At 60.0% G+C, this 16,255-nt stretch carries 11 protein-coding genes; 8 read left to right on the top strand and 3 right to left on the bottom strand.

Features of this window, described 5'->3' with window-relative positions; all coding sequences use genetic code 11:
* Nucleotides 1–102 precede the first annotated feature (102 nt).
* The 5 genes from GTQ55_RS13770 to GTQ55_RS13750 all read left to right on the top strand — a co-directional run bounded on the left by GTQ55_RS13770 (nt 103) and on the right by GTQ55_RS13750 (nt 7,696).
* Nucleotides 103–1,032 (top strand): glycosyltransferase family protein, encoded by a 930-nt coding sequence (locus tag GTQ55_RS13770; RefSeq protein ID WP_237567682.1) that lies wholly within the window; start codon nt 103–105, stop codon nt 1,030–1,032.
* A complete protein-coding gene (locus tag GTQ55_RS13765) occupies nt 1,023–3,092 on the top strand; it encodes a capsular polysaccharide biosynthesis protein (RefSeq protein WP_237567681.1) in 2,070 nt (689 codons plus the stop codon). Before GTQ55_RS13770 ends, GTQ55_RS13765 begins: the two co-directional genes overlap by 10 nt.
* Nucleotides 3,093–3,148: 56 nt before the next feature.
* Nucleotides 3,149–4,180, top strand: a complete 1,032-nt coding sequence (locus GTQ55_RS13760; RefSeq protein ID WP_161859258.1) for a phytanoyl-CoA dioxygenase family protein — start codon at nt 3,149–3,151, stop codon at nt 4,178–4,180.
* 213 nt (nt 4,181–4,393) lie between these two features.
* On the top strand, nt 4,394–5,644 hold the full coding sequence (locus GTQ55_RS13755) for a capsule biosynthesis protein (protein ID WP_161859257.1): 1,251 nt from the start codon (nt 4,394–4,396) through the stop codon (nt 5,642–5,644).
* Between the two features lie 288 nt (nt 5,645–5,932).
* Entirely contained in the window at nt 5,933–7,696 is a 1,764-nt protein-coding gene (locus GTQ55_RS13750) for a DEAD/DEAH box helicase (RefSeq protein WP_183946655.1), read from the top strand.
* A gap of 79 nt (nt 7,697–7,775) precedes the next feature.
* Here GTQ55_RS13750 and GTQ55_RS13745 read toward each other — a convergent pair whose 3' ends face one another.
* Entirely contained in the window at nt 7,776–8,324 is a 549-nt protein-coding gene (locus GTQ55_RS13745; protein WP_161859256.1) for a cytochrome b, read from the bottom strand.
* Nucleotides 8,325–8,551: 227 nt separating this feature from the next.
* Here GTQ55_RS13745 and GTQ55_RS13740 point away from each other — a divergent pair, with 227 nt between their 5' ends.
* Both GTQ55_RS13740 and GTQ55_RS13735 read left to right on the top strand, forming a co-directional pair.
* Nucleotides 8,552–10,789 carry a TonB-dependent receptor gene (locus GTQ55_RS13740; RefSeq protein ID WP_161859255.1) on the top strand — a complete coding sequence of 746 codons (2,238 nt, stop codon included), beginning with the start codon at nt 8,552–8,554 and terminating at the stop codon, nt 10,787–10,789.
* Nucleotides 10,790–10,824: 35 nt separating this feature from the next.
* Nucleotides 10,825–11,502: a Fe2+-dependent dioxygenase gene (locus GTQ55_RS13735; protein ID WP_161859254.1), complete on the top strand. Its 678-nt coding sequence runs from the start codon at nt 10,825–10,827 to the stop codon at nt 11,500–11,502.
* Nucleotides 11,503–11,512: 10 nt separating this feature from the next.
* On the opposite strand, the gene GTQ55_RS13730 is transcribed toward GTQ55_RS13735, so the two are convergent.
* A complete protein-coding gene (locus tag GTQ55_RS13730; RefSeq protein WP_161859253.1) occupies nt 11,513–12,433 on the bottom strand; it encodes a LysR family transcriptional regulator in 921 nt (306 codons plus the stop codon).
* A 129-nt stretch (nt 12,434–12,562) separates the two neighbouring features.
* On the opposite strand from GTQ55_RS13730, the gene metE reads away from it, so the two are divergent.
* Nucleotides 12,563–14,812, top strand: a complete 2,250-nt coding sequence (gene metE, locus GTQ55_RS13725) for a 5-methyltetrahydropteroyltriglutamate--homocysteine S-methyltransferase (protein WP_161859252.1) — start codon at nt 12,563–12,565, stop codon at nt 14,810–14,812.
* 43 nt (nt 14,813–14,855) lie between these two features.
* On the opposite strand, the gene pepQ is transcribed toward metE, so the two are convergent.
* Complete coding sequence (pepQ, locus tag GTQ55_RS13720) at nt 14,856–16,166, bottom strand: Xaa-Pro dipeptidase (protein WP_161859251.1); 1,311 nt, start codon at nt 16,164–16,166, stop codon at nt 14,856–14,858.
* Nucleotides 16,167–16,255 lie beyond the last annotated feature (89 nt).

Below are 16,255 nucleotides of genomic sequence, written 5' to 3'. Positions count from 1 at the left end.
TGGACCCGGGTTGCTTTACAGCCTGAACCGATCAATCTGACACACACTGAAAAAACTTTGATAGCTGCAGATCATTCCCCATCCGAGGGGCGGTGGATAGTGGTGGAAGAGAGCGCTAACCCCTCTTCCGACTACTTCGTACTGCCTTTCCTACAGGCTCAGGGCCACCAGACAGAGCGCCGCCGGTTTGCCGATATCCCCACGTCAGATCAGCTTCGCGGCGCCCATGTGCTGTTCGTCCGCTATATCCCCAGTGCCTGGCGCCGCCTGATTGCGGCTAACCGCGATAAGGTCGCGGGCCTGCACTTCTTTATGGATGACGACCTGTTCAGCTGGCCGGCCTTCGCCCGTATGCCCCTGCGCTACCAGTGGAAACTGCTGCGCCTGAGCTGGCGACATCAGTCCTGGTTGCGGGCGATGGGTGCGAAGTTGCTGGTGTCTACCCCGTATCTTCAGCAGCGTTATTCCGAGTGGCAGCCGCAGTTACTGGCACCGCAGGTGCCGGCGGCACTGCTGCCGTTGATGGCGCGAGCCGAAAATGTAAGTTCAGAGTCTGCCCCGATTACCGTTTTCTACCACGGCTCCGCCTCCCACGGTGCGGATCTCAAATGGCTGCGCCCGGTAATCGAGAAGGTACTGGCGGCGGACGAGCGCATGGTGTTTGAGGTGATCGGCAATGCGGCCGTGAACCGGCTGTTCCGCGGTTTGCCCAGGGTGCATGTTCTGCATCCGATGAAGTGGCCGGCCTACCAGGCGCTGATCCGGCGCCCGGGGCGCTCCATTGGATTGGCGCCCCTGCTGGATTCCCCCTTTAACCGCGCCCGCGCCCATACCAAGTTTCTGGATATCACCATGGCCGGTGCGGTGGGCATTTATGCGGCCGGGCCGGTGTACGGAGAGGTGGTGCGCCATCGGGAAAATGGCCTGTTGCTGCCGATGGATCAGAACGCCTGGGTGGATGGCATTTTGCAGCTGGCTGCGGATGAATCCCGCCGGGGAGAGATGTTGAGTGAGGCCCGCGCGTGTCTGTGATTGGTTATTGTGTTCGCGGGTTGAAGCGGCTCCCTTACCTGGATGCACTGCTTGAGGCGCACAGCTACTGGTTTGCGCTGCGCCCGGCACAGGGTACGACGCATATTGCCGGCTGGGGGCGCAAGCCCACCGCGGCGCGCGCGCGCAAGGTTGCGGCGGAGGCCGGCCTGCCATTTGTCAGCCTGGAGGATGGTTTTCTGCGCTCCTACGGGCTGGGCGTGGCGGGCGCGCGGCTGCACAGCCTGGTGGTGGACTATTCCGGTATTTATTACGATGCGACGGCACCGAGTGATCTGGAGCAGCTGATCCTCTCCGCCGAATTCATGGATGCAGAGCTCGCCCGCGCACGGGCCGGTATCGCGCTGCTGCGCCGGCACCGCCTGTCGAAATACAATTCTGCCCCTGACTTTCCCATTACCTGGCCTGACGAGCGTCCCAGAGTGCTGGTGGTGGACCAGACCTTTGGCGATGCGGCGATTACCTATGGTGGCGCCGATGCATCGACTTTCACCCGAATGCTGGAGTCGGCCATTGCCGATAACCCGGATGCGGAAGTTGTGGTGAAGGTCCACCCGGATGTGATCGCCGGCAAAAAGCGTGGTTACCTTCTCGACGCGGCGCGTGAGCACGGCTGCCGCTTGTGGTCGCAGGATATTTCGCCCTGGGCACTGTTGGATGCGGTCGACAGGGTATACGTGGCTACCAGCCAGTTCGGATTTGATGCATTGCTGGCGGGTAAACCGGTGCACTGCTTTGGCCTGCCGTTCTTTGCGGGATGGGGGCTGACCGAAGATGAACAGGCGTGTGCGCGACGCGGGCAAAACCGGTCACTCGAGCAGGTATTTGCCGCCGCCTACCTGCGTTACTGCCGCTACATCAACCCCTATACGGGCAAGCGCTGTGAATTGGAAGACACCATTCGCCTGATTGCCGAGCAGAAGCAGCGGCACCAGAAGCTTGCGGGGCCGTGGCTGGGGCTGGGCTTTTCTCCCTGGAAGCGGAGCTTTGTGCCCGACTTTCTCGGGCGCCCACAGCGAATGCAATTCGCCGGGATTGAGCCTGTGGAGCTCGCCAATGCGGAAGAGGGAGCGCAGGTTGTGGCCTGGGCCAGCAGCTTGCCGAATTCCATGGTGACTGCCTGTAAAAAAGCGCGACTGCCGCTCTGGCGTCTTGAGGATGGTTTCCTGCGCTCGGTCGGGCTGGGATCGGACCTGGTGCGCCCGCTCTCGCTGGTGCTGGACCGTCAGGGGATTTACTACGATGCCTCGCAGCCGTCCGATCTTGAATCCATCCTGCACGAGACGGAATTCGATTCAGACCTGTGTACCCGCGCGGCGGCGCTGCGCGAACTGTTGGTTACACGGCAGCTGAGCAAGTACAACGTGGGTGAGCGGGTGCCATCACTGATTTTGCCAGAGGGGCGCACCGTTATCCTGGTGCCGGGGCAGGTGGAGAGCGATGCATCCATTGCCCACGGGTCCCCCTGGCTCAAGACCAATCGCCAGTTGCTGGAACAGGTGCGCCGGGCCAACCCGAAGGCCTACATCATTTATAAGCCGCACCCGGATGTTGTGGCCGGTGGTCGTATCGGTGCGCTGGAGGACGATGGCGGCGCGCTGTATGACCACCTGGTAACGGATTCGCCGATGCCGGCACTGCTCGCACAGGTGGACGAGTTGCACACCCTGAGTTCACTGAGCGGGTTTGAAGCATTGCTGCGGGGCTTAAAGGTGGTGACCTACGGCCTGCCATTTTATGCGGGCTGGGGCCTCAGTGAGGATCGGCTGCTGAGTGGCGGGGCGGATGGCGCACCGGAGGCGCTCGGTGAACTATCTGCGGTGCGCCGTTGTCAGAGAGCCCGCGGCCGCAAACGGACGCTGGATGAGTTGGTGGCGGCGACACTGATTCTGTACCCCACCTACGTGGACCCCAAAAGTGGCGATATGGTTGAGGTGGAGTCAGCGGTAGAGATCCTGCAGGCGCAGCGGGAAAAACCGTTGGCCGGCGGGCTGTGGCAGTGGCTGTACCGCCGGGTGCGTAATCGCTTTTTCCGCAGATAAACTGCTGGTCGCCCGCGCGGGTGCTGTAAATACGAATAATCACGGTCGAGCATTACGTGAACACGAATTTCTTCAAGAAAATCTATCTACTGCCGAAGTGGCTGCTGGAGCTGCTTTCGTGGGGCAAGAGCTTCAAGAACAATCCGATTATTGGCAATTACTGGCTGAACCGCTGTGGACTGCATGTTGCGCGTATCGTGCTTGCCCACGGACTGTTCCGTTTCCGTCTGCTGCTGCTGTCGCCACTGGTGCCCGCGGAAGACCGCCGTCACTTCCGCAAACACGGCTTTATCCTCAAACACAACTTTTTGCCTGACGCCGACTTCGACAAATTGGCGCGTGAATTGCAGAACTATGAGGGCGATGTGCGGGAGTTTGTGGAGGGCACCACTCTGACCCAGCGGGTGTTTATCACCGGCGCCGAGCGCGCACGGCTGCCAGAAATGCGCGCGCTGATTGAAAGCCCGCGGCTCGACCGCCTGATGCGCTATTGCTCGTCGAAAAACCGGCGCCCGCTCTTTTACGTGGAAAACCTGTGCAACCAGGCCAATGTAGCACCGCGGCCGGACCCGCAGCGTGACATGCACGCGGATACCTTCCACCCCTGTGTGAAGGGTTGGTTGTATATGGACGATGTGGATGAGCGCAATGGGCCGTTTGTGTATGTGCCCGGTTCCCATTGCCTGAGCTGGCGCCGTTTGAAATGGGAGTACCGGCAGAGCCTGGAGGCTTGCAAGCGCGGCGAGCAACGCGACCCGGGCCGCTACTGGGACGGGTCGTTCCGTGTCAGCGCAGAAGATCTAGAGGCGATGGGATTCCAGCCCAAGGTCTTCCGTGTGCCGGCAAATACCCTGGTGGTCGCCAATGTATATGGCTTCCACCGCCGCGGGGAGGCGGCGGAAAAGTCCCATCGGCTGACGGTGTGGATGCAGGCGCGAGACAACCCGTTCAACCCGCTGTTCACCTTGTGGCCGGAGCCGACCGCACGGGCATTTGAGTGGGGTTGGTCGAAAGTGCTGGGCAAGCTCGACAAGGCCAAGCTGGCCAGTGGTGAACAACGCAATTTTGGCGGGAAATTCACCCGATAACCCAGGTTTGCCGGTCGTTAGCACAAGACAACTGCCACGAGTTTCTGTATAGTCTCGCGCCAAATGTGTGTTGTTGTTCACATTTCGTAGTGCTTTTTGCTTTATTTTGGGTCGTTTTTGACCGATTTGTGTTTTTTGGGGGTGCAGGGGCTACCTGCACACTTGTTGTGCCCCGGGGGGCGGCAGTTTTGCCGTGGGGCTAAGTGGGGATAAATGTCAGGGGTCGTATTCTTGCAGGGGCCACTCGGTCCTTTCTTTGCGCGTTGCGCCCGGTATTTTTCCGAGCGCGGTCTGCAAACACACAAGATCAATTTCAATGGTGGTGACCGTCTGTTTGGCTGGGCGGACCATCTGGTGGACTATCGCGGTGGCCCGGCTGGCTGGCCGGAATACTTTGCTGGCTATCTGCGCCAGCACGATATCCGCGCCGTCGTTGTCTATGGCGATTGCCGCTATTACCACCGGGAAGCCCGCGCCGTATGTGAAGCGCAGGGTGTTTCCTTCTGGGCGTATGAAGAGGGCTATCTGCGCCCGGATTTTGTCACCCTGGAACAGGGTGGCGTCAATGGGTTTTCCGGTACCGACTGGAGCCCGGAAGCGGTACACAACTACACCCCGCACAACCGCAGCAACACGATACGTATCGGGCAGACCTTCTGGCAGCGCGCCTGGTTTGCGATTGCCTATTACATAACTTCCTGCTTTTCCCGCCGTGAATTTTCCGGTTACCGACATCATCGCCCGCGCAATTGTGTGCAGGAGGCGCTTTGCTGGCTGAAAAGCCTCTACCGCAAGGGGCTGTACAAGTTTACCCAGCGCAAATACACCGCATCCCTGGTCGAGCGTCACAGCGGTGAGTACTACCTGTACGCGCTGCAGACACAGGACGATTTCCAGCTGCGCGAGCACTCGGATTTCGATGACATCGAAGACTCCATTGGTGAGGTAGTCCGCTCGTTTGCGCAAGGTGCTGCCGAGCATGAGCTGCTGGTGATCAAGCACCACCCGATGGATCGCGGTTTTTGCCACTACGGCAAATTGATCAACCGCCTGGCGCGCGAGCACAAGGTCCGCGGGCGGGTGGTGTATTGTCACGACCTGCACCTGCCCACATTGCTGAAGCATGCCCGGGGGCTGGTTACGATCAACAGCACCGTCGGTATCTCGGCGCTGTTGCACAAGGTGCCCACAATCACCCTTGGCCGGGCGCTCTACGATCAGCCGGGATTGACGCACCAGGGTACTCTCAGCGAATTCTGGCAATCCCCGCAGCCGGTTGACCCGGAGTTCTTCCGGGCTTTCCGTACTTACCTCTACGAACGCACCCAGCTGGATGGGAGCTTCTTCAAGGACATGGACCATGCGGTCGCGCTGTCCTGGTTGCGTATGGCGCCGGTCCTGGTCTCTGGTATCGAACGCCCGGTTCCACAGCTGGAAGACGAGAAAGACTACCTCGCGGCCTGATATTATTGCCGTTGGTTAAAAAATATACTGGCAGTCTGCCGCCAAACTGGTAGACTGCGCAGCCTCTTGTCCCCCCGCCAGTGTGCGGCCCCGAGCGGGACACTAGTAGTATTGGGTAACAGACCTCCTCGCCACAGGCCCCTGTCTCAGAGTTGAATGAGCTTGAAATAGCGGTGCTATTAATGGGCTTCTTCGCCTTGCCCAGCAATCCTCAGCCGTGCGCTATGGTTACCCCAGAGGGTACATCGCCCGGCTTGGCCCCCTATGTAAATTCAAGTGAACTCCAACATGACCGATACCCCTACGCAACTGGGCTTTGACCAGCTCGGCCTGCCGTCTGAAATTCTCAACGCCGTTACCAAACTTGGCTATGAAACCCCGTCCCCCATCCAGGCAAAGACGATTCCGTCACTGCTGGAAGGGCGCGACGTGCTGGGCCAGGCACAGACCGGCACCGGTAAAACCGCGGCCTTTGCACTGCCCCTGCTGGCGGGCCTGGACCTGAAAAGCAAGCGCCCCCAGGCACTGGTGCTGGCGCCGACCCGCGAACTGGCCATCCAGGTGGCCGAGGCCTGCCAGTCCTATGCGGCCAACCTCAAGGGCTTTCACGTTGCACCGATCTACGGCGGCGCGGATTACCGCGGCCAGATCCAGCAGCTGAAGCGCGGCGTGCAACTGGTGGTGGGTACCCCCGGCCGTGTGATGGATCACATGCGCAAGGGCACCCTCGACCTGTCCGGCCTGAAGACCCTGGTCCTCGACGAAGCCGACGAAATGCTGCGCATGGGCTTTATTGACGACGTTGAATGGGTGCTGGAGCAGATCCCGAAAGAGCGCCAGATTGCGCTGTTCTCCGCCACCATGCCCCGCGAGATCGCCAAAATTGCCCGCGACCACCTGCGCGACCCGGTGGACGTGAAGATCAAGGTGAAAACCGAGACCGCTGAAACCATCCGCCAGCGCTACTGGCCGGTGGGCGGGCTGCACAAGATGGATGCGCTGACCCGCATTATGGAAGCGGAGCCGGTGGACGGCACCATCATCTTTGTGCGCACCAAGAACGCTACTGTCGAGATCGCCGACAAGCTCGCCGCGCGCGGCTTTGCCAGCGCCGCCCTGAACGGCGATATGGCGCAGAACCTGCGCGAGCAGGTGATCGACAAGCTGAAGAGCGGCAAGCTGGATATCGTAGTGGCCACCGATGTGGCGGCGCGCGGCCTGGATGTGAAACGCATCAGCCACGTGATCAACTACGACATTCCCTACGATGCCGAAGCCTATATTCACCGTATTGGCCGTACCGGCCGCGCCGGGCGCGAAGGCGATGCCATCCTGTTTGTGGCCCCCCGTGAGCGCCGTATGCTGCGCGTGATCGAGAAGGCCACCAAGAAGCCCATCGAGCGCCTGGAACTGCCCACCGCCAAGGCTGTAAACGCATCGCGTATGGAAAAATTCCGCCAGCGCATCACCTATACCCTGGCGGGCCGTCAGGATCTGGCGCCGTACCGCGATCTGATCGAAGGCTACCTGGCAGACAACGACATCGACCCGCTGAACGTGGCCGCCGCGCTGGCCGCCATGGCCCAGGGCGACAGCCCGCTGCTGCTGGACGAGCGCGAGCCGAAGCAGAGAGACTTCAGCGACCGCGACGGCCGCAGTGACCGCCGTGAACGTGGCGATCGCGATGACCGCAAGCGCGGCAAGAAGAGTTTTGACAAAGAAAAGCACGTTGGGCCGCCCGATGAAGGTAAAGAGCGCTTCCGCATTGAAGTCGGTCGCGAGCACGGCGTACGCCCGGGTAGCGTTGTTGGCGCCATCGCCAATGAGGTAGACCTGGACAGCTCCTACATTGGCCGTATCGAGATCTACCCGGAATACACTACCGTGGACCTGCCGGAAGGCATGCCCAAGGAAATCTTCAATCACCTGAAGAAAGTGCGGGTAAATGGCCGGCCGATGAACATTGCCAAGTTCGCCGATGAGGGCGGAAGCGGCAAGGGCGACAAGCCGTTCACTGCGAAAAAGCGCAAGCCGAAAAAGCCGCGCGACTAACGCGTGACTGAGCGGCAAGTGAAATAAAAAAGGGCACCAATTGGTGCCCTTTTTTTGTGTCTGCGAATTTCGTTTGCTGTTATTTGGTTTTCCCAAAAGGCAACATCTGCCGCAATGTATTGTCCTTGGTGATCAGGTGATGCCACAGCGCACCACCAATATGCAGTACCAGCAGTACCAGCAATGCATTCCACAAAAACTCCTTGTGGATAAACGCAATCTGCTTGGCTATGTCGATGTTTTTTGTCACGAAGGCGGGCACATCGATCAGCCAGAACAGCGTGATGTCGCGCCCGGCAAACTGGCGCATCAGCAGGCCGGTCACCGGCATACCAATCATGATGATGTACATCAGGCTCTCGACCAGCAGGGAGACCGGCTTCTGGAAGCGGCTGCCGTAGAGTTTTGGGCGGCCGTGGGTGGCGCGCCAGTAAAGGCGAAACAGACCGAGCAGCAATATGGAAAACCCGAGGGAGTAGTGCATCACCATCCACCAGCCGCGCATCGGGTCACTTTTCTCATAGAACTCGTGCAGCTCAACCGAGCCCCAGGCGAACAGAATAAAAAATGCGATCACCCAGTGCAGGGTTTTGAGTGCTGAGCTCCAGCTGTTGGCGTTGTTCGACATAAAAATTCCCCTTCATTTTTTGTGGGTAAGCTTACCCGGTTTTGTCGCCTGCTGCCGCTGTTGTGCGGGCAATTTTCTGACGGGTGTTACCACTTTGTGTTGTTTTAAGCGCCTGAGTGCCAGTGGTGGGTTGCTGTTTTCGCGCATCTAAATAATAATGGTTCGCATTCAGGAGTGGGGAGCCTGATATTCCTTATTTAATCGATAACCTGCCTTGGGGTACCTTCATGACCGATCTGCCGAGTACAACGGACCAACTCGCTATACCTGCCACCACGGATGCATTCCGGCGCAAGCCTCTTGCCGGATATTTTTCCCGATTTTCCCAGTTGTCTCTGGCGGCCGCTGTCGCCGGTGGCCTGATGGGCGTGGCGCATGCAGAGGAAGCACCGGCCGAAGAATCCCGGGCCCTGGAGACTATGCTGGAGACTATGGAGGTCACGGACCGGCTGGAGGAGCGCTCGGCCAGCTCGGTCAAGTTCCCGCGCCCGTTGCTGGATACTACTCAGACCATCAATGTCATTTCCGAAGACTTGATACAGCAGCGCGCGGCCACGACCCTGCGAGACGTACTGCGCAATGTGTCCGGCATCAGCATGCAGGCCGGTGAGGGCGGTACCCCCGCGGGCGATCAGTTTGCGATTCGCGGCTACAACGCGCGCACCGATATTTTTGTGGATAACGTGCGCGACTTTGGTGGTTACACCCGCGACCCGTTCAACCTCGAGCAGGTGGAAGTGGTGAAGGGGCCGTCTTCCGATTATTCCGGCCGCGGCTCTACCGGTGGCTCCGTCAACCTGGTGAGCAAGGCGCCGCGCCTGGAAGACAGCACCAATGCCAACATTCTTGCCGGCACCGACAGCTACGGCCGTGCGACCCTGGATGTAAACCGCACGCTGGATGGCGTCGATAATGCCGCGTTCCGCGTCAACGTGATGACCCACGACCAGGACGTGGCCGGCCGCAAGGGCGTGAGCAACTCCCGCTGGGGTGTGGCGCCTTCTCTGGCGTTTGGCCTGAATACCGATACCGAAGTAACCCTGAGCCTGTTCCATATGGAGCAGGACAATGTGCCGGATTACGGTATTCCCTGGGTGCGCGATACCCGCGACGGCCTGGAGGATTACATCAATCAGGCGCCGCCGGTGGACTTTGAAAACTGGTATGGCCTCAAGTCGCGGGACTTCGAAGAAACCGAAACCACTCTGGGTACCGTACAGGTTGAGCAGAAGCTGGGTGACAATGCCAGCCTGCGCAACGTGACCCGCGTCGGCACCACCTACCGCGATTCCTTTATCACGGCGCCGCGTTTTGAGAGGGACACCACCGAAGCGCTCATTCGCCGCACCGATCGGAAATATCGCGACCAGAAAGATGACATCATCAGCAACATGACGGACCTGTCGCTGACCATCAACCCGGGCAGCAGCTGGGAGCACAAGGTTCTGGTCGGCGCGGAGCTGAGCCTCGAAGGGGAAAAACGCTACACCCAGGAAAATGTCGGTGGCGATTCCGGGACGACCGACCTGTTCAACCCGAACCCGAATGATCCGAGCCTGGAAGACTACCGCCGCACCGGTACCTTCAGCACCGCAGATTCCACCACCGTTGCCGCCTTCCTGTCGGACTCGGTGAAAATCAACGAGCAGTGGCAGTTGAACGGTGGCCTGCGTTACGACCGTTTCGATCTGGAATACACCCCGGATGGCAGTCCGCTGATGGAGCGCACCGATTCCATGCTGAGCTACCGCGCCGGTGTGGTACTCAAGCCGGTGGAGCAGGGCACTTTCTACCTGGGTTACGGCACCTCCTTTAACCCGACGGCAGAAGCGCTGTCCATTTCCACCAGCAGCCGCCAGCCGGGTATTGCCGATCTGGACCCGGAAGAGAACCGCAGTATCGAACTCGGAACCAAATGGCAGGTAGCCGACGGCAACCTGTTGCTGAGTGCGGCAGTGTTCCGCACCGACAAAGTGAACGCGCGCACCCAGGACCCGGACGATCCCAACGATGTGCTGGTACTCGAAGGCGAGCAACGGGTGCAGGGTGTGGAGCTGGGCATGGCGGGCTCCCTGACTGAGCGCCTGAGCCTGAACGCCGGTTATGTGTATCTCGATACCGAAGTGCTGGATAGCAAGGACAGCGCGGAAATGGGCAATGCGCTGGCGAATTCCCCGGAGCATTCCTTTAACCTGTGGGGCAATTACATCGTCACGGAAAAACTGCAGCTTGGTGTCGGCGCGCAGTATGTGGATGATCGTTTCAACAACACCAGCAATCTGATTTCGGCGCCTGATTACTGGGTCTATGAAGCCTCCGGGGTTTACGCCTTCAGCGAAACACTCAGTGCGCAGTTGAACCTGCAGAACCTGACGGATGAGGAGTACATCGACTACGTGGGCGGTGGCCACTTTATTCCGGGCCTCGGTCGCACGGCGCTGTTGTCCGTCAATTTCAATTACTGATTGTTAACACCAGTTCTTAAAAAGGGAAACGAAACGTGCTGTTGGAAATCCCCGAAATCCTCAGCCCGCAGCAGGCCGCCGACATGAAGGCGGCGCTGTTGCAGGCGGAGTGGGTGGATGGCCGGGTAACCGCCGGACACCAGTCTGCGCAGGCCAAGCAGAATCGTCAGCTACCGGAAAATTCGCCGGTAGCGCGCGAGCTTGGCGACATGATCCTGAAGGCGTTACCGGCCAATGGACTGTTTATGTCGGCGGCGTTGCCGCAGCGGGTATTCCCGCCGCTGTTCAATCGCTATGAGGGCGGGGAGCATTTCAACAACCACGTGGACAACGCCATCCGGCGTTTGCCTACGGGTGGGCAGATCCGCACGGATCTGTCCTGCACGGTGTTTCTTTCCGAGCCGGAGGAATACGACGGTGGCGAGCTGTTGATCGACGATACCTATGGTGCCCACTCGGTAAAATTGCCGGCGGGTTCGATGGTGTTGTACCCGTCCACCAGCCTGCACCGGGTGACGCCGGTGACCCGCGGCAGCCGTGTTTCGTCGTTCTTCTGGATCCAGAGCCTGGTGCGCGACGACGGCCAGCGCACCCTGCTGTTTGATCTGGATATGTCGATCAACCGCTTGCGCCAGGAGGTTGGCGATCACGATGCCATCGTGGCCCAGACCGGGGTTTATCACAATCTGTTGCGGCGCTGGTCGGAACCCTGAGGGTTCCTTATTAGCCCGCCGCGCGGATGCCATTAAGGTTGCCGAAGCAGGTGTTGCGTGCCGTTTCGAAAAAGTCCTGCAGGAACGCCTGCTCCAGCATTTCCTCGCGCACGGCGGCATACAGCGTACTCCACAACCCTTCCTTGCCGAGCCGCAGCTGGCGGACAAAGCCTTTCTGCAGGTATTCGTGCAGTGCCCAGTTAGGGAGTGCACACACACCGCGTCCGCTCACCACCAGCTGCACCATCATCACCGTCAGTTCGGCGGTGCGTATGGAGGCCGGCTCCACACCGGCGGGATCGAGAAAGTGCTGGAAGATATCCAGCCGCTCGCGCTCGACCGGGTAGGTGATCTGTACTTCGTCGGCAAGGTCTTCAGGGGTAATCCACTTTTTGTCCGCCAGCGCGTGCTTGCGGCTCATCGCCAGACACATTTCAAAACTGAATAGCGGTTCGTAATGCACGCCTTTCAGTGACTCATCCGGGTTGCTGGTAACCACCAGGTCCAGATCGCCGCGCACCAGTGCGGGCAGCGGCGCAAAGTGAAAGCCACTGGAGAGGTCCAGTTCCACTTCAGGCCAGTCGTCCCGATAGGCATCGAGCGTGGGCATCAGCCATTGATAGCAGCTGTGGCATTCGATGGCGATATTCAGGCGGCCTGCCTGCCCCGAGGCCAGCCGTGCGATATCCCGCTGTGCCACCGCGACTCTGGGCAGAACGTCATCGGCCAGCTGCAGCAGCCGCAGGCCGGCACTGGTAAAACGCAGCGGGCGGGATTTGCGCACGAACAGGGCCTGCTCGTGCCGGTCTTCCATCTCCCGGAACAAGTGGGAGAGGGCGGACTGGGTCAGGTGCAGCCGCTCGGCGGCGCGCACCATGCTCCCGGTTTCCCGCAGTATCGTCATGGCGCGCAGGTGCCGTAATTCAATCATCTTTAGTTAAATTCATGTTTTTCGTGAAAAGTATGAAATTGATTGAATATCACTGCGCCTTCAGAATCAACCCCGAAATTCATGGCCTGGCGCGGATGGCGCCGGGCGGTAAACCATTTGGGGAAGGACATGGCTCAAACACATATTCTCGGCTATCCGCGCATCGGCGCGCAGCGTGAATTGAAACGCGCACAGGAAGCCTACTGGAAAGGGGAGATTGATCAGCAGGCCCTGCTGGCAGCGGGCTCGCAGGTGCGCAGCAAGAACTGGCAGGCGCAGCAGGCCGCCGGCCTGGCGCTCACGACCGTGGGCGACTTTGCCTGGTACGACCAGGTACTGAACCACTCGCTGATGTTTGGCGTGGTGCCCCAGCGGTTTGCCACCGGCGCGGCGGACAACAAGCTGGACCAGTACTTCCGCCTTGCCCGTGGCCGCGCCCCGTCCGGTGCGCCGGTGGCCGCCAGTGCCATGACAAAATGGTTTGATACCAACTACCACTACCTGGTACCGGAATTCACTGCCGATCAGGCGTTCAGCCTGGATGTGGAATGGCTGCTGGCCGAAGTGCGGGAAGCCCAGAATCTCGGCCACAACGTAAAACCGGTGGTGATCGGTCCGCTAACTTACCTGTGGCTGGGCCGCGGTGTCGACAACGCGCTGGACCTGCTGCCGCAACTTCTGCCCTGTTACATCGAACTGCTGCAGAAGCTCGCCAGTGCCGCCGCACAGTGGGTGCAGATCGACGAGCCAATTCTGGGCCTCGACCTGCCGATTGAGTGGCGCAGGGCGTTCGCGCCCACCTGTGAGGCGCTGGCAAACGCCAGCGGCAGCAAGCTGTTGCTCGCGAGTTACTTCTCCCAGCTGCAGGAAAACCTTGAGCTGGTGTTTGATCTCCCGGTAGACGGTGTACACATCGACGCGGTACGCGCGCCAGAAGAATTACAGTCCGCGGTAGCGGCGCTGAGGGGTGATCAGGTGCTCTCTGTCGGTGTGGTCAATGGCCGCAACGTCTGGCGCACAGATCTTGCGCGGTGGCAGCGTGAACTGCAGCCACTGTCTGAACAACTTGGCGAGCGCTTGTGGCTTTCTGCCAGCTGCTCCCTGCTGCACACCCCGGTAGACCTGGATACGGAAACCACACTGGCGGAATCCGACAGGCAGAAACTGGCCTACAGCCGCCAGAAGCTGGATGAGCTGAACACCCTGCAACAGGCTCTGAAACCCGGTGCCGCTGCGCTGCCCGTCACCGAAAAAACCGTGAGTCGCAGCGAAGCAGACGTGCGTGCGGAACTGGACAATACCTGGCGTACACAAAAATATCCCGAGCGCGCGGAAGTGCAACGGAAGCGCTGGCAGTTGCCGCTACTGCCCACCACCACCATCGGTTCTTTCCCGCAGACCGACGTGTTGCGGCAGGTGCGCAAGCAGTTTCGCAACCAGGAAATTACCCCGCAGGACTACCACGAGCATCTGCGTGCGGAAATCGCCGAAGCCATCCGCCGCCAGGAAATCCTTGGCCTGGATGTACTGGTGCACGGCGAGGCCGAGCGCAACGACATGGTGGAATACTTTGGTGAGCAGCTGGCCGGTTTTATTCACACCGGCAACGGCTGGGTACAGAGCTACGGATCGCGCTGTGTAAAACCGCCGATCATCGCAGGCGATATTTCCCGCCGGAATCCGATGACCGTACAGTGGAGTGAGTACGCCCAGAGCCTGAGCAAGAAGCCGGTTAAAGGCATGCTGACCGGCCCGGTGACGATCCTCAACTGGTCCTTCCCGCGCGAGGATATTCCCCGCGCGGTGAGTTGCCTGCAGATCGCCAAAGCGCTGCGGCAAGAAGTGCTGGACCTGGAAGCCGCCGGCATCGGTATTATCCAGATCGACGAGCCGGCCCTGCGTGAGGGGGTGCCACTGCGCGTCTCCGGCCACAACGACTACTTCGCCTGGGCGGTGGGCTGTTTCCGTTACACCTGCAGTGAAGTAAACGCAGAAACCCAGATCCACACCCACATGTGTTATTCCAACTTCAACAGCATCATGGATGCGATCGTGGCACTGGATGCGGACGTGATCACCATTGAATCCGCCCGCTCCGACCTGCGCCTGTTGCAGGCCTTTTCGGAAGGGGAGAGGGCCGGCGAGGAGGGCGGTTATCCGAATGAGATAGGCCCCGGTATCTACGATATCCACTCGCCCAACGTACCCGAGCGCGCGGAGCTGGTTGAACGCACCCGCGAATTGCTGAAAGTGATTCCGAAAGAGAAGCTCTGGATCAACCCGGACTGCGGCCTGAAAACCCGAGGCTGGGCAGAGGTGGGGGCGGCGCTGCTGAATATGGTGGAAGCGGCGCGCACGGTGCGCGCCGAAGTAGCTTGAAGATGCAGGGGCAGGGGCCTGCCGGCAGGCCCCTGCAAAGACATTAATCGGCGTAACAATCCCGCGTCATGTTTTCCACCCGGTCTGCGTGCACGATGACATTATCTTCGATGCGCACACCGCCAAACGGACGCAGTTTTTCCACTTTGTCCCAGTTCACCTCATCGGCGAGCTGGGACTCTTTCAGGTCCGCCAGCAGGCTGTCGATAAAGTACAGACCGGGCTCGATGGTGAATACCTGGTTTTCCTCGATGGTGCGTGTGGTGCGCAGGAACGGATACTCCGTGGGCGGCGGGGTGGTACCGCCTTCCGGCCCGCTCTGGTGTCCGCCCACGTCGTGTACCTGCAGGCCGAGGAAGTGACCGAGGCCGTGAGGCATGAAGGTGCCAGTGAGACCGGATTCCACCGCACTTTCCGGTGAGGTTTTGATAACGCCAAATTGCTGCAGCAGCTGGCCGATCTTGTTGTGGCACTCGCGGTGCAGGTCCACATAAGAGGCGCCGGGTCTGAGACCGGCTACCAGTTCCTGTTCCTTTTCGTGCATTGCCGCCACCAGCTCTGCAAACTCACCATCGCGGTACGCATAGCTGCGGGTAATATCCGCGCAGTAACCGTTGCAGTCGGCACCGGCGTCGATCAGGAAACTACGGCGCTCGCTCTCCGGCAGTTGCTCCGTGGACAGGTGGGTGTAGTGCAAGATGGCGCCGTGCTCGTTGAGACCGACGATATTGCCGTAGGGCATCTGGTTTTCGCCCTGGCCGGCGGCGTTCATATAGGCGAGATTGATCTCGAATTCGCTCGCGCCCGCGCGGAAGGCGTCTTCCGCAGCCTTGTGCGCACGCACCGCGATGCGGTTGGCTTCCCGCAGGCAGGCAAACTCGTACGGGGTTTTGTAGGCCCGTTCCCAGTGCAGGCGGTCGACCAAGTGCTGCGGGTTGCGCTGGCCAATGTCCCAGCCTTCGAGTTTGCCGGTCTCGCCGATAAACGCCGCGTTTTCTCCACTGAGGAAGTCCTTGGCTTCATCCGGCTTGGCCAGCAGTTCGATATCGTACTCGTCGCTCCAGAAGGTCTGGGGGGCGGGCGGCACATAGTGCCAGAAGTCCACCGGGCGGTAGAACAGCAGCTTGGGCTTCTGGCCGCGGCGGTAGATCACCCAGCTGTGGGGGTTGTCGGTGACCGGTACCAGTGCCTTGAACTGGGGATTCACCCGAAACGGGTAATAGTTGTCATCCAGAAACTGCACCGATGGCGCGCCGCTGAATACGTTGAGGGTCTCGAAACCGCACTGTTCAAGGATGTCGTCGTAGCGCTTGCGCAGGGTGGCCAGGTGTTCACTGAAGAGTTGCTTGTCCATAACGCCCCTAGAATTCACGAGAAAATTTGGTCAAATATCAACCTGCGTGGCAGGTGCACGAATGCACATAGTGTATAGTCAGCTTTCTG

Origin of the sequence: Microbulbifer hydrolyticus (assembly GCF_009931115.1) — a bacterium.
In the GTDB taxonomy this organism is placed as follows: domain Bacteria; phylum Pseudomonadota; class Gammaproteobacteria; order Pseudomonadales; family Cellvibrionaceae; genus Microbulbifer; species Microbulbifer hydrolyticus.
The sequence above is the reverse complement of the archived record's forward strand: the minus strand, read 5'-3'. Positions and strand labels throughout refer to the sequence as shown.